This is a genomic window from Kitasatospora sp. NPDC127060 (assembly GCF_042724935.1).
Classification (GTDB): Bacteria; Actinomycetota; Actinomycetes; order Streptomycetales; family Streptomycetaceae; genus Kitasatospora.
The window spans coordinates 14293-34604 of sequence record NZ_JBHXEG010000051.1 but is presented as its reverse complement, the minus strand read 5'-3'; the positions used below and the strand labels follow the sequence as shown (position 1 = coordinate 34604).

The window sequence follows — 20312 nt, the reverse complement described above, 5'->3', positions numbered from 1 at the left end:
GGCTCGGACTCAGAGCGAACGGAGGGCGCCGCCGTCGACGGGGACCATCAGGCCCGTCAGATAGGAGGCGGCGGGGGAGAGCAGGAAGGCGGCGACCTTGCCGAACTCCTCGGGGGTGCCGTAACGGCCCAGCGGGATACCGGCGCTGTGCTGGGCGCGGGCGGCCTCGGGGTCCGCGGCCAGGGCGTCGAGTTCGCGGACCCGGTCGGTGTCGATCCGGGCGGGGAGCAGGCCGAGCACCCGGATGCCACGGGGGCCGAGTTCGTCGGCGAGGGCCTTGGCGGCCATCGCGAGGCCGGGGCGCAGGCCGTTGGAGATGCCGAGGCCGGGGATCGGCTGGCGGACCGAACTGGAGAGCACGAAGCCGATCACGCCGCCGGAGGGCAGGGCGGCGGCCGCGGCGCGGGCCAGGCGCAGGGCGCCCAGGAAGACGGACTCGAAGGCGTCGCGCCAGGCGGACTCGGGGGTGGTCTCGACGGGGCCGGCCTGGGGGCCGCCGACGCTGATCAGGATGCCGTCGAAGCGGCCGAAGCGGGTGGTGGCCTCGGCGATCAGGCGCTCGGCGGTGTCGGGGGCGGCGTTGTCGGCGACCAGGCCGTGGGCGGTGCCGGAGCCGAGGGCGCCGAGCTCGGTGACGGCGGCGTCGACGGCCTGCCGGGTGCGGCCGCTGATGAGCACGTGGGCGCCGTCGGCGACGAGTTCGCGGGCGGCGGCGAGGCCCAGGCCCCGGGTGGCGCCGGTGACGATGTAGGCCTTGTTGGTGAGTCCGAGATCCATGGGGACATCTTGCCGGGAGCCGACCCGCGCGTTCGCACTGGCGTTGACGTCGGGGGGAAGGTTTAGCGTCGGTGGCGGTTGTTCGGAAGGAGTGGGTCGGCGTGCGGATCGGGGAGTTGGCGGAGCGGGCGGGGACGACCACGCGGGCGTTGCGGTACTACGAGCAGTTGGGATTGTTGCCGGCCCGGCGGGCGGGCAACGGGTACCGGGCGTACGGGGAGGAGGACCTGCGGCTGTTGCGGGAGATCCGGATGCTGCAGGACTTCGGGTTCGGACTGGAGGAGACCCGGCCGTTCGTGGAGTGTCTGCGGGCGGGGCACCCGGAAGGGGACTCCTGCCCGGCCTCGTTGGAGGTGTACCGGCGGAAGCTGGCCGAGCTGGACGAGTGCATCGCGCGCCTCCAGGACGTCCGGGTGCGGGTGGCCGGGCAGTTCGAGCGGGCCGTCCGGGCGCGGGACGACCTCGCGGCCGCCGAGCAGCCGCCCCAGTGTGAACTCGCGGAGGAGTAGACGACGGTGGAGATCGTGGGTGTGCCGGCTGTGACGGACGAGACGTTCGCGGCGGAGGTGCTGGCGGCCGAAGGGCCGGTGCTGGTCGACTTCACGGCGGACTGGTGCCCGCCGTGCCGGATGATGGCGCCGGTGCTGGCGGACGTCGCGCGGGAGGAGGCGCACCGGATGCGGGTGGTGAGCGTCGACGTGGACCGCAACCCCCGGACCCAGGCGGCGTACGGGGTGCTGTCGATGCCGACGCTGATGCTGTTCCGGGACGGCCTGCCGGTGCGGTCGGTGGTGGGGGCGCGGGCGAAGGCCCGACTGTTGCGGGAGTTGGCGGACGTGCTCTAGAGGTGCGTCCCCGGGCCGGTAGGGCGTCGAGTGCTCAGGCCGGGAGGGCGTCGAGGGCGACCTCGGGTTCGGCGGCCTGCTTGGCGCGGTCCTTGGCCTCGCGGCGGATCAGCACCCAGACGCCGACCGGGATCATCGCGGTGAACAGCCACCACTGGATCGCGTAGGCCATGTGCGGGCCGATGTCGGAGTGGTTGGGCTCGGGGATCAGCTCGGGCTGGTCGGCCGGGGCCGGGGAGGTGGCGGTGAGTTCCAGGTAGCCGCTGAGGAGGGGGGTGCCGCTCTCCTTGGCCTGCTGTTCGGAGTTGATCAGGTTGAACTGGCGGTCGGGGAGGCCGGCCCGGTCCTTGACCCAGCCGCCGCTGCTGCCGGTGGTCTCGTCGGAGCGCAGCCGGCCGGTGAGGGTGACCTCGCCGGCCGGGGCGGCCGGGACGGGCGGGTACTGGGTGGCGCCGTCGCCGGAGGGGACCCAGCCGCGGTTGATCAGGACGGTGCCCTTGCCGTCGGAGAGCTTCAGCGGGGTGACGACGAAGTAGCCGAGGGTTCCGTTGGAGTCGGTCCGCTTGCGGACCACGAACTCGTGTGCCGGGTCGTACTGTCCGGTGGCCGTCACGGCGTGCCAGGTGAGGGCGGACGGCACCGCGGCGCCGGGGGTCGCGGACAGGCTGTCGAAGGGCACCGGCGAGGCCGTGAGGGCCTTGCCGATCAGCTCGTTCCGGGCCACCCGCGCCTCGTGGCGGTGCAGCTGCCAGAAGCCCAGCTTGATCGTCGCGGGGATCAGCAGCAGCGCGATCAGCATGGTGATCAGCCACTGTCGGGTCAGCAGAAAACGGTACACATGGGAACGGTACGCCGACCTCACAACCGGCTCACGCACCGGGGTGCGGGGCGACCTCGCGCAGGAGTTGGAGGAAGGCGTCCTCGGTGACCACCGGGGTGCCGACGTCGCGGGCCTTTCGGGCCTTGCCGCTCCAGCTGGTCGGCTCGTTGGTGACCAGCAGGCTGGTGAGCCGGCTGACCGAGGTGGCGATGTGCAGGCCGGCCTCGGCGGCACGGTCCTCCAGCACCTCGCGGTCGGTGGCGGTGTCGCCGGTGAAGGCCACCCGCATGCCCTGGACCAGCGGCTTGCCGTCCTCCCAGCGCCCCGGGTTGGGGTACGGGCAGGGCGGGCGCTTCTTGGCCTGGCGGTACTGGGAGCCGGTCCAGTTGCCGCGGCCGGGGGTGGCGGGCTCGTCCTCGCCGAGGTCGGTGACCGCGACGCAGGTCTGCAGCGGGAGCGGGAGGCCGGCCAGCCGGGCCAGGCGCAGGCTGGGGCGGAAGGCCTCGGCGAGCACCCGGGCGTCGTCCAGGGCGTTGTGGGCGTGGCGCTGCTGGACGCCGAAGTGGGCGGCGAGCGAGGAGAGCTTGCCGTTGGGCAGCGGGAGGCGCAGGTCGCGGGAGAGGACCATGGTGCAGAGCCGCTGCTCGACCGGGGCGCTGCGGCCGGCCCGGGAGAACTCGCGGGAGATCATGTTCCAGTCGAAGAGCGCGTTGTGCGCGACCAGGACGCGGTTGCGCAGGAGCCCGGCGAACTCGTCGGCGATCTCGGGGAAGGTCGGGGCGCCGGAGAGCAGTTCGGCCGTGAGGCCGTGGATCCAGACCGGGCCGGGGTCCCGCTCGGGGTTGACCAGGGTGTACCAGTGGTCGGTCACCTCGCCGTCGCCGTCCAGCTGGTAGACGCCCGCCGAGATGACGCGGTCGGAGCGGCCGAGACCGGTGGTCTCGACGTCGACCACCGCGAAGCCCTCGGCGGGGGCGGCGGAGCGCTGGGCGGGGACCGGGGCGGTCCGCTGCGCGCCGTACGTCTCGGGCTGGATCGGTTGCATGGTCCAACAGGATAAGGGGCGCAGTGGTCGGGTCCGGTCGAAATGTTCCGATCCCAGGGCCGGAATAGAGTGAGTGACGGGGGTGTCGTACACCTGGTCGAGTTCGTTTCCGGCCGTCCGGCCGGATTTGTGTGAGGAAGAACGCATGCGCGCCACGGTGATCCACGGACCGAACGACATCCGGATCGAAGAGGTACCGGACCCGGTGATCAAGCACCCGACGGACGCCGTGGTCCGGGTGGTGAACGCCTGCATCTGCGGCAGTGACCTGTGGGCCTACCGCGGGGTGGCCCAGCGGGTGGCCGGGCAGCGGATCGGGCACGAGTTCCTGGGTGTGGTCGAGGAGGCCGGCGCGGAGGTCCGCGGCTTCGCGAAGGGCGACCTGGTGGTCGCCCCCTTCGTCTGGTCGGACGGCGTCTGCGAGTTCTGCCGCGAGGGCCTGCAGACCTCCTGCCCGCACGGTGGGTTCTGGGGCGAGGTCGGCTCGGACGGCGGCCAGGGCGAGGCGGTCCGGGTGCCGTTCGCGGACGGGACGCTGGTGAAGCTGCCGAACGAGGCGGCGGGCGACGAGAAGCTGCTGCCGGGGCTGCTGGCGCTGTCCGACGTGATGTCCACCGGGCACCACGCGGCGGTGTCGGCCCGGGTGCGCCCGGGCGCGACGGTCGCGGTGGTCGGCGACGGGGCGGTGGGCCTGTGCGGCGTGCTGGCGGCGCACCGGCTGGGCGCGGGCCGGATCATCGCGCTGGGCCGGCACCCCGCCCGGACGGAGCTGGCCCGGCGCTTCGGGGCCACCGACGTGGTGGCCGAGCGCGGCGACGCCGCGATCGAGGCCGTGAAGGAGCTGACCGGCGGGCTGGGCGCCCAGGCGGTGCTCGAGGCGGTCGGTACCGAGGAGTCGATGCGGACGGCGATCTCGATCGCCCGGGACGGCGGCGCGGTCGGTTACGTGGGGGTGCCGCACGGCGGCAGCGCGGGCGTCGACATCGGCCAGATGTTCGGCCGAAACGTTTCGCTCAACGGCGGCGTCGCACCGGCCCGCGCATACATCCCCGAGCTGCTGCCGGACGTGCTCTCGGGCGCGATCGAGCCGGGCCTGGTCTTCGACCGGACGGTGGACCTGGACGGTGTGCCGGACGGCTACCGGGCGATGGACGACCGTTCCGCGCTGAAGGTCCGCATCGCGTTCTGATGCTCCGTCAACAGGGGCGGCACCGTTGGACGGTGTCGCCCCTTTCGGTTGTCGCGGTCCGATTCGAGGGGGGCGCGAGTAGCTGTTTTCGGCCATTTGGATGGTGCGAGGGGGTGAACGACTGGCTGATCGCGGTCAACCCCTTCCGGGGTGGGCACGACGCTCCTAGCATTGCGCGGCGCACACGAGGAATGTGACGTCCCTCACGTTCGATTGGTCCCCTCGTGTGACCGCTACGCCGAAGGAGTGAGGAGACAGAGTGGATTCGCCGCCGATCACCACTACCGCTACGGAAGTCCAACTCATCGACGACAGCGAGGAGTTCCGTACCCTGCGGCGCTCGTTCCGGAGCTTCGCCTTCCCGGTCACCATCGGCTTCGTGCTCTGGTACCTGCTCTACGTCCTGCTCTCCTGCTACGCCCCCGGGCTGATGGGCACCAAGGTCGTCGGGCACATCAACGTGGCCCTGGTGCTCGGGCTGTTGCAGTTCGTCACCACCTTCGTCATCGCCGGCTGGTACGCCCGCTACGCGGACCGGCGGATCGACCCGCCCGCCGCCGCGATCCGCGAGGCCCACGGCGCAGTCCTCCATGCCCCCCGGGAGTCCGCCGAATGACACTGCTCGCCAGTTCCGCCACCGATCACCGCGGCCTGACGATGGCCCTGTTCGGGCTGTTCGTGCTGACGACCCTGGCCATCACCGTGTGGGCCGGGCGGCAGAACCGCAGCGCCGCCGACTTCTACGCCGGCGGCCGCGGCTTCACCGGATTCCAGAACGGCCTGGCCATCTCCGGCGACTACATGTCCGCCGCCTCCTTCCTCGGTATCGCCGGCACCATCGCACTGGCCGGCTACGACGGCTTCCTGTACTCGATCGGCTTCCTGGTCGCCTGGCTGGTCGCGCTGCTGCTGATCGCCGAACCGCTGCGCAACTCGGGCCGGTTCACCATGGCGGACGTGCTGGCCTTCCGGATGCGCCAGCGCCCGGTGCGCACCGCCGCGGGCGTGTCCACGATCGTGGTGTCGATCTTCTACCTGCTGGCCCAGATGGTCGGCGCAGGGACGCTGGTGGCGCTGCTGCTCGGGGCCGAGGGGAACGCCGCCAAGCGCTGGACCATCGTCGGAGTCGGCGCCCTGATGATCGTCTACGTGGTGATAGGGGGCATGAAGGGCACCACCTGGGTGCAGATCGTCAAGGCCGTGCTGCTGATCGCCGGCGCCGCGCTGATGACCGTCCTGGTGCTGGCCAAGTACCACTTCAACCCGTCCGAGCTGCTCGGCGCGGCGGCCAGCGCCAGCGGCAAGGGCGAGGCCTTCCTGCAACCCGGGCAGAAGTACGGCACCGGCACCGCGAAGCTCGACTTCATCAGCCTCGGCATCGCCCTGGTGCTCGGCACCGCCGGCCTGCCGCACATCCTGGTCCGCTTCTACACCGTGCCCACCGCCAAGGCGGCCCGTAAGTCGGTGCTCTGGGCGATCGGCATCATCGGCGTCTTCTACCTGATGACCCTGGCGCTCGGCTTCGGCGCCGCGGCCCTGGTCGGCTCAAAGGAGATCAAGGCGGCCAACGCGGCCGGCAACACGGCCGCCCCTCAGCTGGCCGAGGCGCTCGGCGGCGGCAGTGGCAGCACCGGCGGGGCGATCCTGCTCGCGGTGATCTCGGCGGTCGCCTTCGCCACCATCCTGGCCGTGGTCGCCGGGCTCACCCTGGCCTCCTCGGCCTCCTTCGCCCATGACCTCTACGCCAATGTGATCCGGCGGGGGAAGGCGAGCGAACGGGAGGAGGTGCGGTCGGCGAAGTGGGCGGCCGTGGGGATCGGGGCGGTCTCGATCGTGCTCAGCCTCTTCGCGGACAAGCTCAACACCGCCGCCCTGGTGGCGCTGGCCTTCGCGGTGGCGGCCTCGGCGAACCTGCCCACCCTGCTCTACTCGCTGTTCTGGAAGCGCTTCACCACCGCCGGCGCGGTCAGCTCGGTCTACGCCGGCCTGGTCAGCTCGCTGCTGCTGGTGGTCTTCTCCCCGGTGGTCTCGGGCGCCAAGGCCTCGCTCTTCCCGGACTCCGACTTCCACTGGTTCCCGCTCGAGAACCCCGGGCTGGTCTCCATCCCGATCGGATTCCTGGCCGGTTGGCTGGGCACGCTCCTGTCCAAGGAACCTTCCGACCCGGGCAAGTACGCTGAACTCGAGGTCCGATCGCTGACCGGGCTGGGCGCCCACTGATCGTTCCGGCATGACTATGCTGGCCCGGCCACCCGCCGCGACGGTGGCCGGGCCGGCCGCTTTTCGGGAAGGGACGCACGTGCTGCTCGATACCTTCGGACGACGCGCCGTCGACCTGCGGGTCTCCCTGACCGACCGGTGCAATCTCCGCTGCACCTACTGCATGCCCGAGGAAGGGCTGCAGTGGCTGGCCAAGCCCGATCTGCTGACCGATGAGGAGATCGTCCGGCTGGTCACCCTCGCCGTGTGCGAGCTGGGCGTGCGCGAGGTCCGCTTCACCGGCGGCGAACCGCTGCTGCGCCCCGGACTGGTCGCGATCGTGGCCGCCTGCGCCGACCTGGAGCCGCGCCCCGAACTGTCGCTGACCACCAACGGCATCGGGCTGGCCCGGACCGCGACGGCGCTGCGCGAGGCCGGACTGGACCGGGTCAACGTCTCGCTGGACACCCTCGACCCCGAGGTGTTCTTCACCCTCACCCGCCGTCGGCGCCACCAGGACGTGCTGGACGGGCTGGCCGCCGCCGAGGAGGCCGGGCTGGCGCCGGTGAAGCTGAACGCGGTGCTGATGCGCGGGGTCAACGACCACGAGGCGGCCGACCTGCTGGCCTGGTGCCTGGAGCGGGGCTACGAGCTGCGCTTCATCGAGCAGATGCCACTGGACGCCCAGCACGGCTGGGACCGCTCGTCGATGATCACCGCGGGGGAGATCCTGGAGCTGCTCCAGGCTCGCTTCGCGCTCACCCCCGAGCCGTCCGCCCGCCGGGGCGCGGCGCCCGCCGAGCGCTGGGTGGTGGACGGCGGGGCGGGCCGGGTCGGGGTGATCGCCTCCGTCACCCGGCCGTTCTGCCGGGCCTGCGACCGGACCCGGCTGACCGCCGACGGCCAGGTGCGCAACTGCCTGTTCGCCACCGGGGAGACCGACCTGCGCACCGCGTTGCGCTCGGGGGCGGACGATGCGGAGCTGGCCGCACTCTGGCGGGCGGCGATGTGGGGGAAGAAGGCCGGGGCCGGGATCGACGACCCGGAGTTCCACCAGCCCGATCGGCCGATGTCGGCGATCGGCGGTTAGGCGCTCGGTCCTGTCCAGCAGGATCGGTCGGATGGGGGCCTAGCTGTCCGCGGGAGTCCAGTCGGCGAAGGCGACGACCTCCTTGAGGAAGCCGCGCACGCCCAGGAACTGGGACAGGTGCTCGCGGTGCTCGTCGCAGGCGAGCCAGGTCTTGCGACGGTCCGGGGTGTGCAGCTTGGGGTTGTTCCACACCAGCACCCAGTGGGCGTCCGCCCGGCAGCCCTTGGCGGAGCAGATCGGGGTCTGCGGGGTGTCCATCGGGGCCGTCCTCGGTGTTCGGCGGGCGCGTCGTCACCGCCAGTCTGCCACGCCGGCCCGGCCCGCCCGGATCCGGGCATGGCGACGCCGGGCAGCCACGGGGGGAGCTGCCCGGCGTCGGTCCGTCGCTCCGACGGGGGATGCGGAGCGCGTACGCAGTATGTCACGCCGGAGGGCTCGGTTGGGGAGGTCTTGCATGATTAATCTGAGCTTCTTTTGAGCTTTCGCCGAGCCGATCCAGGCTCAATCCCCTTAAACGGGACGGTCAGGCGGTGCCCTGTGAAGTTTCGGTGCCAGCGGGCTTTGCCTGTCCTGTACCAGCAGGCGCACCAGCCCCACCCGTACCACCCGGGCCGAGCATCAGCTGGGTGTCGGCTGGGAAGTCGAAGGTGCTCGGCAGCCCGGGCGCCTGCTCCCGGCCGGCGTTGGCGATCAGCACCGCGAAGTACGGCAGCAGCACGCCGCCGCCCAGGGCGGCGAAGGCCAGCCAGCGCTCGACGTCCCACAGCACCACCGCGAGCAGGACACAGGCGGTGCGGATCAGCATCGAGATGACGTAGCGGCGCTGGCGCCCCCGGACGTCCTCGGAGAGGCTGCTGCGCGCCCCCGTGATCCGGTAGACCCGTCCGCCCTCGGCGCTCTTGCCCATGTGTCCTACCGCCCTCGTCCACGCACCCGCGCGCCGATCCGCACGACCTCCTCACGGTACGCCGGGGAGCCGGGGACGACGAGACCGGGTGGGCGGAGCCCACCCGGTCGGGCGTGGTAGGGAGCCGTACGGCGGCAGGGGCGGCTAGGAGCGGCGGGACAGGTACTGCGGGGGGACGGCGTCGGTGAGCCAGACGCCGTTCTCGCTGAGCCGGAACTCGTGGCCGGCCGCCGCCATCGCGGCCGCGTTCACGGTGAGCACGACCGGGCGGCCGTGCCGGGCGCCGACCCGGGTGGCCGTCTCGGTCTCCGCCGACAGGTGCACGTCCTGCCGGGCCATCGGGCGCAGGCCCTCGCGGAAGATCGAGGCCAGGTGGCGGTCGGCGGTGCCGTGGTAGAGCACGTGGGGCGGCGCGGTGGCGGTCAGACCGAGGTCGACCGCCACCGTGTGGCCCTGGTTGGCGCGGATCGAGAGGCCGTCCGCGGAGTAGCCGAAGCGGCGCTTGTCGTTGCCGGCCACGACGTGGTCCAGTTCGGTCCTGGTGAGCGGCCGGCCCTTCGCCGCGAGGGCGCCGAGCAGGACGTCGACCCGGACCCAGCCGGAGGAGTCCAGCGTGATCCCCACCAGCTCCGGCTCGTGCCGCAGGATGCGCGACAGCATCTTGCTCGATCTGACCAGCCGCTTCTCGTCCATCATGGTGTTCATATCCCCCCGTTGGTCAGCGGCTATGAGGCCTGGCTGACCGAACTCATGTTGAAGTCCGCGACACGCACGGGTGGCATCGCGGCGCGGGTGAAGTAGTCGCTCCACTCGCGGGGCAGGCAGCGTTCGGTGCGGCCCGCCTCGGTGATCCGGCCGAGCAGGTCGACCGGGGACTCGTTGAACCGGAAGTTGTTGACGGCGCCGACTACTTCACCGTTCTCGATCAGGTAGACGCCGTCCCGGGTGAGGCCGGTGAGCAGCAGCGTCGCCGGGTCCACCTCGCGGATGTACCAGAGGCAGGTGAGCAGCAGGCCGCGCTCGGTGCGGGCGATCATCTCGTCCAGGGTCGGCGCCGACTCCTGGTCGGCGGTCTCCAGTACCAGGTTGTCGATCGCCGGGCGCAGCGGCAGGCCGGTGAGGCCGGCCGCGTGGCGGCTGGTGACCAGGTCGGTCAGTACGCCCTCGCGGATCCACTCGGTGGCGGTGATCGGCGCGCCGTTGTCGAAGACCGAGACGTCACCGCCGCTGCTGTGCGCCAGGACGAACGGGGCGGCCTCCAGGCCGGGTTCGTCCGGGTCGGCGCGCAGGGTCAGTGGCAGGGCGGCGAGCTTGTCGCCGAGCCGGGTGCCTCCGCCGGGCCGGGAGAAGACCGTCCGGCCCTCGGCGGCGTCCCGGCCGCCGGCGGACCAGTGGAGGTTGATCATCAGGTCGGCGACGGCCGAGGGCGGCAGCAGCGTCTCGTACCGCCCGGCCGGCAGGTCGATCCGGCGGGCGCCCCAGCCGAGCCGCTTGGTGAGCTCGGTGTGCAGGGCCTCGACGTCGATGTCGGTGAAGTCCCGGGTGGCGGCGCCGACCCAGGCCGAGCCGGTGAGGTCGGCGGTCTTGCCGTTGATCTCGACCATGCCGGTGGGCTGGTCGTGGCGCAGCCGCAGGCCGGTGGAGCTGCCCAGGTAGCTGGTGGTGACCTCGTGCCGGGCGAAGCCGTAGAGCAGCTCGCCCTGGGCGGCGGCGCGGGCGAAGGCCTCGCCGAGGGCCGGGCCGAAGGCCTCGAACACCTCGATGGAGGTCTCGGCGGGCGGCTGGGTGAAGTCCGGGGAGGCCGGCCGGCCGTCGACCAGCGGCTGGGCGTCCTCGGCCGGGCCGGCCGCTCGGGCGGCGTCCTCGGCGGCCCGGACCAGGCCCTCGACGTCCTCGGCGGTGACGGCCTCGCGGGAGACCACGCCGGAGGCGGTGCCCTCGGCGCCGGCCACGGTGGCGATCACGGTGAGGCGGCGGCCGCGGGTGACGCCGTTGGTGGTCAGGGCGCCCCCCAGCCCATTGGGAGGGGCGGCCCAGCGCAGGTTGGCGGTGGACTCCTCGTCGGCGATCACCACACAGCCGTCGGCGCGGGAGAGGCCGAGTGCCAGCTCGACGAGTTCGTGGGGCTGCGTCGCGGTCATCAGTGACCCGCCTCCTGCTGGGTGTTGAGCACGTTGACGTTGCGGAACAGCGCCGACGGGCAGCCGTGGCTGACCGCCGCGATCTGGCCGGGCTGCGCCTTGCCGCAGTTGAAGGCGCCGCCGAGGACGTAGGTCTGCGGGCCGCCGACGGCCGCCATCGAGCCCCAGAAGTCGGTGGTGGTGGCCTGGTAGGCGAAGTCCTTGACCTGGCCGGCGAGTTCGCCGTTCTTGATGGCGTAGGCGCGCTGCCCGGTGAACTGGAAGTTGTAGCGCTGCTGGTCGATCGACCACGAACGGTCGCCGACGATGTACAGGCCCTTCTCCACCCCGGCGAACAGGCCCTCGGTGTCCGGGCCGTCGGCGGCGGGCTGGAGGGAGACGTTGGCCATCCGCTGCACCGGGACGTGCCCGGGGGAGTCCGCGAAGGCGCAGCCGTTGGAGCGCTCGAATCCCTTCAACTTGGCCATGCTGCGGTCGAGTTGGTAGCCGACCAGGACGCCGTCCCGGACCAGGTCCCAGGACTGGGTGGCGACGCCCTCGTCGTCGTAGCCGATGGTGGACAGGCCGTGCTCGACGGTGCGGTCGCCGGTCACGTGCATCAGCTCGGAGCCGTACTTCAGGGTGCCGAGCTGGTCGAAGGTGGCGAAGGAGGTGCCGGCGTAGGCGGCCTCGTAGCCGAGCGCGCGGTCCAGCTCGGTGGCGTGGCCGATCGACTCGTGGATGGTCAGCCAGAGGTTGGACGGGTCGATGACCAGGTCGTAGCGGCCCGCCTCGACGCTCGGGGCCTTCATCTTCTCGGCCAGCAGGACGGGCAGTTCGGCGAGCTCGGCGTCCCAGTCCCACCCGGTGGCGGCCGGGCTCCGTCCATCGGGGGACGTCCCCCGGACCCCCGTGACGAATTCGTAGCCGCGGCCGACCGGCGGGGCCAGGGTGCACATCGAGTCGAAGGCGCCGGTGCGCTCGTCGACCGAGGTGGCCGTCAGGTCGGAGTAGGTGCGGATCCGCTGCTGGGTCGTCACGGTGCCGGCGGTGTCCGCGTAGAACTTGTTCTCCTGCACCGTCAGCAGGACGGCCTCGACGTGCGAGACCCCCTGGGCGGCCAGCAGCCGGGCGCTGCGGTCGGCGAGCAGGGCGGTCTTGTCGGCGTCCGGCACCTCGAAGGGGTTGATCTCGTACGAGGAGACCCAGGTGACGTCCCGGTGGACGGGCTCGTCGGCCAGCTCGACCCGCTCGGTGGACCCGGCCGCCCGGCTGATCCCGCCGGAGAGCCGGGCCACCGCGACGGCCTGGGCGGCGACCTGCGCCGCGGCGTCGGGCGTGAGGTCCACCCCGGCGGCGAAGCCCCAGGCGCCGTCCAGCAGCACCCGGACGGCGAAGCCCAGCTGCACGCTGTCGGAGGTGCCGGCCGGACGGGCGTCGCGCAGCCGGCGGGAGGCGCTGCGGACCCGCTCCAGCCGGAAGTCGGCGTGGCTCGCGCCGAGTTGGCGGGCCCGGCCGAGGGCGGCGTCGGCGAGGGTGCGCAGTGGGAGCGCGAGGAACAGCGGGTCGACGGCGCGCCCGTGCGGGGCGCCGGTGGCGTCGGCCGGAGGGATCGGAGGCAATCGGGCTCCCAGGTCGCGGGGGGTGGCGATGCGGGGCCGCAGGGGCGCCCGCACCGCATCATTGCCCGTCCACCGGGTTTCCGGCCAGCGCATTCCGCCCGGTGCGTTGCGGTTTCGGCCAGCGGGGTGCGGCCGGGCGGGGCTCCGTCAGGAGACGGACTCCCACCAGCCGTCCAGCTCCGGCGGGTTGTCCACGTCGACCCGCTCGCCGGGGCGGGGGACGGCCAGCGGGACGGCCTGGACCTTGGCCTCCGCGAGCAGCCGCTCGACCGGTTCGGCCCACGGGTGCAGGCCCAGGTTGAAGGTGCACCAGTGGACCGGCACCAGCAGTCCGGCCCGGAGGTCGCGGTGGGCGAGGACGGCGTCCTCGGGGGTCATGTGGATGTCCGACCAGGCCGCGTCGTAGGCGCCGATCTGCACCAGCGCGGCGTCGAAGGGGCCGTGCCGCTCGCCGATCCGGGCGTAGCCCTCGAAGTAGCCGGAGTCGCCGGTGTAGAAGACCTTGCGGCTGGGGCCGGCGATCACCCAGGAGCCCCACAGGGTGGTGTTGCGGGTCAGGCCGCGGCCGGAGAAGTGGTGGGCGGAGGTGAGGGTGAGCACCAGCTCGCCCAGGGTGCAGGTCTCGTCCCAGTCCAGCTCGATGATCCGGTGCTCGGGGACGCCCCAGCGGCGCAGGTGGCCGCCGATGCCGAGCGGCACCGCGAAGGGCGCGGACTGGCTGCGCACCAGGCGCTTGACCGTCGCCATGTCGAGGTGGTCGTAGTGGTCGTGGGAGATCAGCACCGCGTCGACCGGCGGCAACTCCTCCAGCTCGACCGGGACCGGGTGCAGGCGCTTGGGGCCGACGTGGGCGGCGGGGGAGCAGCGGTCGCTCCAGATCGGGTCGAGCAGGACGCGCGAGCCCTCGATCTCGACCAGCGCGGAGGCGTGCCCGTACCAGGTGATCTCCACGCCCTCGGCGGCCGGGCCGGCCGCGGTGGCGGGGCGGACGGTGGGCACCGGGCCGGCCGGGACGCGGCCCTCGCGCTGGAACAGCATCCGGCGGACGGTGTCGCGGTCGAAGTCCGGGGTGCTCCCGGCCCGGGCGAGGGCGGAGGGCGCGTTGTGGAAGACGCCGTCGCGGTACTGCGGGGAGTCGCGCACCCGCTCCTCGCGCTCGCCGTCCGGGCGGCGTCCGAACGCCGCGGGCAGGTCGCGCAGCGACCAGGCGGTGGCGCCCAGGCCCGCCGCCAGGGCGGTGAGGGCGAGCAGTCGTCCGCGTCGGGAGGTGCTCCCGGGCCGTGCCTTGGTCATGCGCCCTGCCTTCGTTTCCTCGCCGGGACTCTTCGGGGAAGGGTACGTCCGGCCCCGGGGCGGCCCGCACCACGGGGGCAACGGGCACGCCCGCCCGTGTTGTTCCCGCCCAGCGGCCCCTTTCGCGGACGGTTCCCGGGCCTGCGGGGGGCTGCCGGGAACGGCCCGGAACAGCGGCCGCGGATTGTCGGATTGCGACAGTTCCGCCGGTGCGGCGCTGTGGGAGCCCGATTCGCCGCCGCCGCCGACCGCCCGATAGCGTCACACTGCGTACGCATTCCGACGTACGCGCTCATGTACGGAGAGAGGTGGATCGTTGAGCCGCTCGGTTCTCGTCACCGGAGGAAACCGGGGCATCGGCCTCGCGATCGCCCAGGCCTTCGCCGAAGCGGGCGACAAGGTGGCCATCACCAGCCGTTCGGGTGAGGTGCCCGCGGCCCTGGAGAAGTACGACGTCCTCGCGGTGCGCTGCGACATCACGGACGCCGCGCAGGTCGACGCCGCCTTCACGGAGATCGAGCAGAAGCACGGCGCGGTCCAGGTGCTGGTCGCCAACGCGGGCATCACCAAGGACACCCTGCTGCTGCGGATGTCCGAGGACGACTTCACCTCCGTGGTGGACACCAACCTGACCGGTACCTTCCGGGTGGTCAAGCGCGCGTCGAAGCTGATGATGCGCGCCAAGAAGGGCCGCGTCGTGCTGATCTCCTCGGTGGTGGGCCTCTCCGGCTCGCCGGGCCAGGCCAACTACGCCGCCTCCAAGGCCGGCCTGGTCGGGTTCGCCCGCTCCCTGGCGCGCGAGCTCGGCCCGCGCAACATCACCGTCAACGTGGTCGCCCCCGGCTTCGTCGACACTGACATGACCGCCGTGCTCAGCGACGAGCGCCGTGCGGAGATCGTCGCGGAGGTCCCGCTGGGCCGTTACGCGGCGCCCGCCGAGGTCGCGTCCACCGTGCGGTTCCTCGGTTCGGACGAGGCCGCGTACATCACCGGAGCCGTCATTCCCGTCGACGGCGGATTGGGCATGGGTCACTGAGCATGAGTGGAATCCTCGAGGGCAAGCGGATCCTGATCACGGGTGTGCTGATGGAGTCCTCCATCGCCTTCCACACCGCGCGGCTCGCCCAGGAGCAGGGCGCCGAGATCATCCTCACCGCCTTCCCCCGCCCGAGCCTGACCGAGCGCATCGCCAAGAAGCTGCCGAAGCCGGTCAAGGTGCTGTCGCTGGACGTCTCCAGCCCGGAGGACCTGGCCGGCATCGCCGACCAGGTCCGTGAGACGCTGCCGACCCTGGACGGCATCGTCCACTCGATCGGCTTCGCCCCGCAGGACGCTCTGGGCGGCAACTTCCTGGACACCCCGTGGGAGTCCGTGGCCACCGCGATGCACGTCTCGGCGTACTCGCTGAAGTCGCTCACCATGGCGCTGCTGCCGCTGATGCAGGACGGCGGCTCGGTCGTCGGCCTGACCTTCGACGCCCAGTACGCGTGGCCGCAGTACGACTGGATGGGCCCGGCCAAGGCCGCCCTGGAGTCGACCAACCGCTACCTGGCCCGCTACCTGGGCGAGCGGGACATCCGCTGCAACCTGATCTCGGCGGGCCCGATCGGCTCGATGGCTGCCAAGTCCATCCCGGGCTTCGGCGACCTGGCCGACACCTGGAACCAGCGCTCCCCGCTGAAGTGGGACCTGAGCGACCCGGAGCCGGCCGGCCGCGGTGTCGTCGCGCTGCTGTCGGACTGGTTCCCGAAGACCACCGGCGAGATCATCCACGTCGACGGCGGGCTGCACGCCATCGGCGCCTGACCGGCTGACTCCACCGCTGCCCGGCACCCCGTCCTGAGGGGTGCCGGGCAGCGGTGCGTTCGCGTCGGGCCGTGAGGCGGGGTCACGCACCGGGGCCGGGGCGGGCCGCCCGGCGGCGGCCCGGCTACGCGTCGGCGGTCGCGCAGGCGCCGATGGCCCGGCCGGCCTCGACCGAGGCGCGCTGGGCGTCGCCGGCGCGGATGGCGTCCCGGATGGTGTCGTGGCCGATGTAGCGCTCGGCGATCAGCTCGGGGCCGACGTCGTTGCGCAGGTGTGCGCGGGTGACCTCGCCGAGGTCGGAGTAGACGGCCAGCAGCACGTCGTTGTGGGCGGCGGCCACCACGGCGTGGTGGAAGGCGGCGTCGGCCTGGACGAAGTCCTCGGCGTCGCCGGAGCGCCAGGCGGTCTCCCGCCGGTCGAGCGCGGCGTCCAGCAGGCCGAGGTCCCGCTCGGTGCGGCGCAGTGCGGCCAGGCCGGCCGCGGAGGTCTCCAGGGCCGCCCGCAGCTCGGCGACCTGCGCCTGGTCGGCGTCGGCGAAGCGGCGGTGCATCACCCCGGCCAGCTCGCTGGTGGCGAGCACGTAGGTGCCGGAGCCCTGGCGGATGTCGAGCAGCCCGTTGTGGGCGAGGGCGCGGACGGCCTCCCGGACGGTGTTGCGGGCCACTCCGAGCTGTTCGACCAGGGCGGCCTCGGTGGGGATGCGCGAGCCGACGGGCCACTCCCCGGAGGTGATCTGGGCGCGCAGCTGCGCGATCACCTGGTCGGACAGCGGGGTGCGCCTCGGCGAGGACAGCGCCACGGGGACTCCTTGCGACTACGGGGTGGGTGGGCCCTGAGGGGAGGTGGCCGATGGATGAACGGTCGGGACATCATGCCAATTCCAAGGTGCATCAATTCATCCCATCATTCTATGATGGTGCCCATGCCTCCCGCAGTAGACACCACCGCCTCCCCCCGAACCGAGGCCCGGCCGCGGACCGAGCGGCCCACCGGCTCCGCCAGGTACCTCGGCGTGCTGTTCGCCGTCGCGATCGCCGCCGCCGCCTTCAACCTGCGCCCCGTGGTCACCAGCCTCGGGCCGCTGCTCGACCAGGTCCGCGCCGACCTGGGCATGAACCCGACCCTGGCGGGGCTGCTCACCGCCGTCCCGTCGCTGTGCTTCGCGCTGTTCGGCTTCGCGGCCCCCGTCGCGGCCCGCCGGATCGGCCCGATCGCGGTGATCACGGCCGGCATGGGCGCGATCACGGCCGGCGTGCTGGCCCGCTCCTTCGCCGGCGGCACGGCGGTGTTCCTGCTGCTCACCGCGCTCGCCCTGGCCGGGGTGGCGGTCTCCAACGTGCTGCTGCCGGTGGTGATCAAGCGGTACTTCCCGGAGAAGGTCGGTCCGATGATCGGCCTGTACTCCATGGCGCTGTCCGCCGGCACCGCCCTGGCCGCCGCCGTCACCGTGCCGCTGACCAACGCGCTCGGCGGCGACTGGCGCTACGGCCTCGGGGTCTGGGCCGGCCTGGGGGCGTTCGCCCTGGTGCTCTGGCTGCCGGTGCTGATCGCCAAGCGCGAGCGCGGCGAGCGGGCCGCCGGCGCCACCGCCCCCGCCAAGCTGCCGATCACCCGCAGCCGCACCGCCTGGGCGCTGTCCTGCTTCTTCGGCCTCCAGGCCACCGGCGCGTACGTGGTGATGGGCTGGCTGCCGAAGATCTTCCAGGACTCCGGCATCGACAAGGGCACCTCCGGGGTGCTGCTCGCGGTCACCATGGTGATCGGCGTGCCGGTCTCCTTCGTGCTGCCCAACCTGGCCGCCCGGCGCGGCGACCAGCGGCTGTTCGTGGTCGTGCTGGCCTCCTGCGGCATCGCCGGGTACTCCGGGCTGGCGCTCGCCCCGGCCGCGGCGCCGTGGGTGTGGGCCGTCCTGGTGGGCCTGGCCAACTGCGCCTTCCCGCTGGTGCTGACGATGATCGGGCTGCGCGCCCGGACCGCCGGCGGGGTGGCCCAGCTGTCCGCCTTCGCCCAGGGCGTCGGCTACCTGATCTCCATCCCCGGCCCGATCCTGATCGGCCGGATCTACCAGGCCACCGGCCAGTGGTACCTGCCGCTGGGCTTCCTGGCGCTCCTGCTGGTGCCGCAGATGCTGTTCGGCCTGCGGGCCGCGCGGGCCCGGCACATCGAGGACGAGGCGGTCCTGCCGGCGGGTCGGGTCAAGGCCTGAGGACCGGGTCGGGAAGGCCTGACGTCGAAGGTCAAGGCCTGACCAAGGCGGTGGGGCCAGCGCGGGACGGGTGTGTTCGGGGTGGGAGAATCCCGGCATGCCCGTTCTCGACCCGAACCCCACCGGCGGCCGCAAACAGCTCGGCCGCATCGCCCTCGCCATCGGCGGCATCGTGGTGCTGGTGGCGATCATCGCCACCGTCGCCGCCCAGATCGGCTGATCGCCGCCCGTACCGCGCCCGCCCGGCGCACACCCGTGGCGCCGCCCCTACCACGCCGTACTCCCGGTGACGCCCCGGCGAACGGGCCATGATGGCACCCACCACCCGGGGGAGTGGCGGCAACCGGGAGCATCGCGCCCCCGGGCCGCTTTTCTGCCAAGCTTGCTGGGTATGAGCGCCGACACGCCCCGCAGGATCATCGTTCTCCGTCACGCCAAGGCCGACTGGCCGAACGGCGTGGACGACCACGATCGGCCGCTGGCCGACCGGGGCCGCCACCAGGCCCCGGACGCCGGCCGTTGGCTGGTCGACTCCGGCATCAACCCCGACTTCGTGCTCTGCTCCACCGCCCTGCGCACCCGGGAGACCTGGAAGCTGGCGGCGCACGAGCTGCCCAAGCGGGCTCGGAAGACCGTGTACGAGGACCGGATCTACGAGGCCAGCCCGGGCGAGATCATCGCCGTCCTCCAGGAGACCCCGGAGGAGTACTCGGACGTGGTGCTGGTCGGCCACAACCCCGGTGTGCTGGGCCTGACCCAGGTGCTGGCCGGGGACGCCGGGGACCGGGACGCGCTGGAGCGGCTGCGCCTCGGCGGCTTCCCGACGGCGGCGATCGCGGTGCTCAGCTTCAGCGGGTCCTGGAAGCTCGTCGAGCCGGGCGTGGCCGAGCTGGTCTCGTACTTCACGCCGCAGGACTGAGCTCCGTCCCACGTCTGAGGGGCGCGCGGTTTGGATCCGCGCGCCCCTCGTCTGCTTCGAGAACCACCCGTCCTAGTCGACCGAGAGCCCGCCGTCGGCCGCCTCGACCTCCTCGCGGGTGATGCCCAGCAGGTACAGCACGGTGTCCAGGAAGGGCACGTTCACCGCGGTGTCGGCGGCCTCGCGCACCACCGGCTTGGCGTTGAACGCCACCCCGAGCCCGGCGGCGTTCAGCATGTCCAGGTCGTTGGCGCCGTCGCCGATCGCCACCGTCTGCTCCAGCGGCACCTTCGCCTGCTCGGCGAACCGGGCCAGCCAGCGGGCCTTGCCCGCGCGGTCCACGATCTCGCCGACCACCCGGCCGGTGAACCTCCCGTCCACCACCTCCAGGGTGTTGGCCGCCGCGAAGTCCAGCCCCAGCTGCTCCACCAGGTGATCGGTGACCTGGGTGAACCCGCCCGACACCACCGCCACCTGGAAGCCCAGCCGCTGGAGCGTGCGGATCAGGGTGCGCGCCCCCGGCGTGAAGCGCACCTCCGCGCGCACCTTCTCCGTCACCGATGCGTCCAGCCCGGCCAGCAGGGCGACCCGGGCCCGCAGCGACTCGGCGAAGTCCAGCTCGCCGCGCATCGCCGCCGCCGTCACCTCGGCCACCTCCTGCTCGCAGCCCGCGTGGGCGGCGAACAGCTCGATCACCTCGTCCTGGATGAGCGTGGAGTCCACGTCCATCACCACCAGGCGCTTGGCCCTGCGCTCCAGCCCGGCGGCCACCACCGCGACGTCCACCCGCTGGGTGGCCGCCTCCTGGGCCAGCTCGGCCCGCAGCTCCTCGGTGGCCACGCCGGACACGGCCAGTTCGACCGCCGTCACCGGGTACTTGGCGAGGCGGAAGACCCGGTCGATGTTGCCGCCCGCCGCGGTGATCCGGGAGGTCAGCGCGGAGACGGCGGCGGCGGTCAGCGGGTGGCCGAGCACCGTCACGTGCGAACGGCCCTCGCGGCGCGGCCGGTTGTCGCCGATGCCGGAGAGGATCTCGGCCTGCAGCTTCTGCTCGTCCGCCCAGCGGTGCACGGTGGCCCGCAGGCCACCCTCGGCGCCGGGCGCGTGGGGCGGGGTGACCAGGGCGCACAGCGTGATGCGGCCACGGGTGACGACCTGCTCGATGTCGATGACGTCGACGCCGAAGCCGGCCAGGGTGGAGAAGAGGCCGGCGGTGATGCCGGGGCGGTCCTTGCCGAACACCTTGACGAGCAGGGTGCGCTCGTCCGTCCGGGGCTGGGCGGCGGGGAGGGGCTCAGCGGCCAAGGGCGATGCGTTCATGGTGTCTCCCACGCTACCCGTCGGTCGCCGCGCCGAGGGCACCCGTCCCACGTCGCGGGACACGTGTGCGCGCCCGGCCGGGACGGAGCCCGTGGGTAGCAGCCTGGTCACAGTCACCCGGGGTGACTTTCACCCGCGGACGACGGGCTGGAAT

General features: G+C 72.7%; 22 protein-coding genes. 11 read left to right on the top strand and 11 right to left on the bottom strand.

Features of this window, described 5'->3' with window-relative positions; genetic code table 11:
• Positions 1–9: 9 nt before the first annotated feature.
• Complete coding sequence (locus ACFWIS_RS25550; RefSeq protein ID WP_380457661.1) at positions 10–777, bottom strand: SDR family oxidoreductase; 768 nt, start codon at positions 775–777, stop codon at positions 10–12.
• 101 nt (positions 778–878) lie between these two features.
• Between ACFWIS_RS25550 and ACFWIS_RS25545 the strand changes: the two genes are divergently transcribed.
• Both ACFWIS_RS25545 and trxA read left to right on the top strand, forming a co-directional pair.
• Entirely contained in the window at positions 879–1286 is a 408-nt protein-coding gene (locus ACFWIS_RS25545) for a MerR family transcriptional regulator (RefSeq protein ID WP_380457726.1), read from the top strand.
• A 6-nt stretch (positions 1287–1292) separates the two neighbouring features.
• A complete protein-coding gene (trxA, locus tag ACFWIS_RS25540; protein WP_380457663.1) occupies positions 1293–1622 on the top strand; it encodes a thioredoxin in 330 nt (109 codons plus the stop codon).
• Between the two features lie 34 nt (positions 1623–1656).
• Here the strand turns inward: trxA and ACFWIS_RS25535 are convergent, their stop codons facing one another.
• Together ACFWIS_RS25535 and ACFWIS_RS25530 are read right to left on the bottom strand one after the other, a co-directional pair.
• Entirely contained in the window at positions 1657–2460 is an 804-nt protein-coding gene (locus ACFWIS_RS25535) for an SURF1 family protein (protein WP_380457665.1), read from the bottom strand.
• Between the two features lie 31 nt (positions 2461–2491).
• Positions 2492–3487, bottom strand: a complete 996-nt coding sequence (locus ACFWIS_RS25530; RefSeq protein ID WP_380457667.1) for a DEDDh family exonuclease — start codon at positions 3485–3487, stop codon at positions 2492–2494.
• Positions 3488–3632: 145 nt separating this feature from the next.
• On the opposite strand from ACFWIS_RS25530, the gene ACFWIS_RS25525 reads away from it, so the two are divergent.
• The 4 genes from ACFWIS_RS25525 (at position 3633) to moaA (ending at position 7965) form a co-directional block, all read left to right on the top strand.
• Positions 3633–4676 carry a zinc-dependent alcohol dehydrogenase family protein gene (locus ACFWIS_RS25525; RefSeq protein WP_380457669.1) on the top strand — a complete coding sequence of 348 codons (1044 nt, stop codon included), beginning with the start codon at positions 3633–3635 and terminating at the stop codon, positions 4674–4676.
• A gap of 259 nt (positions 4677–4935) precedes the next feature.
• Entirely contained in the window at positions 4936–5292 is a 357-nt protein-coding gene (locus tag ACFWIS_RS25520) for a DUF485 domain-containing protein (protein ID WP_380457671.1), read from the top strand.
• Positions 5289–6896 (top strand): cation acetate symporter, encoded by a 1608-nt coding sequence (locus tag ACFWIS_RS25515; protein WP_380457673.1) that lies wholly within the window; start codon positions 5289–5291, stop codon positions 6894–6896. Before ACFWIS_RS25520 ends, ACFWIS_RS25515 begins: the two co-directional genes overlap by 4 nt.
• Before the next feature lie 79 nt (positions 6897–6975).
• Entirely contained in the window at positions 6976–7965 is a 990-nt protein-coding gene (gene moaA, locus ACFWIS_RS25510; RefSeq protein ID WP_380457675.1) for a GTP 3',8-cyclase MoaA, read from the top strand.
• Positions 7966–8004: 39 nt separating this feature from the next.
• Here the strand turns inward: moaA and ACFWIS_RS25505 are convergent, their stop codons facing one another.
• The 6 genes from ACFWIS_RS25505 to ACFWIS_RS25480 form a co-directional block, all read right to left on the bottom strand.
• Positions 8005–8223 carry a hypothetical protein gene (locus ACFWIS_RS25505; RefSeq protein ID WP_380457677.1) on the bottom strand — a complete coding sequence of 73 codons (219 nt, stop codon included), beginning with the start codon at positions 8221–8223 and terminating at the stop codon, positions 8005–8007.
• A 265-nt stretch (positions 8224–8488) separates the two neighbouring features.
• Positions 8489–8872 (bottom strand): DUF3099 domain-containing protein, encoded by a 384-nt coding sequence (locus ACFWIS_RS25500; RefSeq protein WP_380457679.1) that lies wholly within the window; start codon positions 8870–8872, stop codon positions 8489–8491.
• Between the two features lie 144 nt (positions 8873–9016).
• Entirely contained in the window at positions 9017–9565 is a 549-nt protein-coding gene (locus ACFWIS_RS25495) for an RNA 2'-phosphotransferase (protein ID WP_380457728.1), read from the bottom strand.
• 32 nt (positions 9566–9597) lie between these two features.
• The gene (locus tag ACFWIS_RS25490) at positions 9598–11013 is read right to left on the bottom strand and encodes a metallopeptidase TldD-related protein (protein ID WP_380457681.1); all 1416 of its coding nucleotides are present in this window, start codon (positions 11011–11013) and stop codon (positions 9598–9600) included.
• On the bottom strand, positions 11013–12614 hold the full coding sequence (locus ACFWIS_RS25485; RefSeq protein WP_380457683.1) for a TldD/PmbA family protein: 1602 nt from the start codon (positions 12612–12614) through the stop codon (positions 11013–11015). The genes ACFWIS_RS25490 and ACFWIS_RS25485 overlap by 1 nt, the downstream gene beginning before the upstream one ends.
• Before the next feature lie 147 nt (positions 12615–12761).
• Positions 12762–13907 (bottom strand): MBL fold metallo-hydrolase, encoded by a 1146-nt coding sequence (locus ACFWIS_RS25480; RefSeq protein WP_380457685.1) that lies wholly within the window; start codon positions 13905–13907, stop codon positions 12762–12764.
• 316 nt (positions 13908–14223) lie between these two features.
• Here ACFWIS_RS25480 and fabG point away from each other — a divergent pair, with 316 nt between their 5' ends.
• On the top strand, positions 14224–14943 hold the full coding sequence (gene fabG, locus ACFWIS_RS25475; protein WP_380457686.1) for a 3-oxoacyl-[acyl-carrier-protein] reductase: 720 nt from the start codon (positions 14224–14226) through the stop codon (positions 14941–14943).
• Between the two features lie 2 nt (positions 14944–14945).
• On the top strand, positions 14946–15713 hold the full coding sequence (gene fabI, locus ACFWIS_RS25470; RefSeq protein WP_380457687.1) for an enoyl-ACP reductase FabI: 768 nt from the start codon (positions 14946–14948) through the stop codon (positions 15711–15713).
• Between the two features lie 124 nt (positions 15714–15837).
• On the opposite strand, the gene ACFWIS_RS25465 is transcribed toward fabI, so the two are convergent.
• Positions 15838–16512 carry a FadR/GntR family transcriptional regulator gene (locus ACFWIS_RS25465; protein WP_380457689.1) on the bottom strand — a complete coding sequence of 225 codons (675 nt, stop codon included), beginning with the start codon at positions 16510–16512 and terminating at the stop codon, positions 15838–15840.
• Between the two features lie 123 nt (positions 16513–16635).
• Here ACFWIS_RS25465 and ACFWIS_RS25460 point away from each other — a divergent pair, with 123 nt between their 5' ends.
• From ACFWIS_RS25460 to ACFWIS_RS25450, 3 genes are all read left to right on the top strand, one after another.
• Positions 16636–17919 (top strand): CynX/NimT family MFS transporter, encoded by a 1284-nt coding sequence (locus tag ACFWIS_RS25460; RefSeq protein ID WP_380457691.1) that lies wholly within the window; start codon positions 16636–16638, stop codon positions 17917–17919.
• Positions 17920–18016: 97 nt separating this feature from the next.
• Positions 18017–18139, top strand: a complete 123-nt coding sequence (locus ACFWIS_RS25455) for an SGM_5486 family transporter-associated protein (protein ID WP_380457692.1) — start codon at positions 18017–18019, stop codon at positions 18137–18139.
• Between the two features lie 171 nt (positions 18140–18310).
• Positions 18311–18838: a SixA phosphatase family protein gene (locus tag ACFWIS_RS25450; protein ID WP_380457694.1), complete on the top strand. Its 528-nt coding sequence runs from the start codon at positions 18311–18313 to the stop codon at positions 18836–18838.
• 72 nt (positions 18839–18910) lie between these two features.
• On the opposite strand, the gene serB is transcribed toward ACFWIS_RS25450, so the two are convergent.
• Positions 18911–20158 carry a phosphoserine phosphatase SerB gene (gene serB / locus ACFWIS_RS25445; protein ID WP_380457696.1) on the bottom strand — a complete coding sequence of 416 codons (1248 nt, stop codon included), beginning with the start codon at positions 20156–20158 and terminating at the stop codon, positions 18911–18913.
• Between the last annotated feature and the right edge of the window lie 154 nt (positions 20159–20312).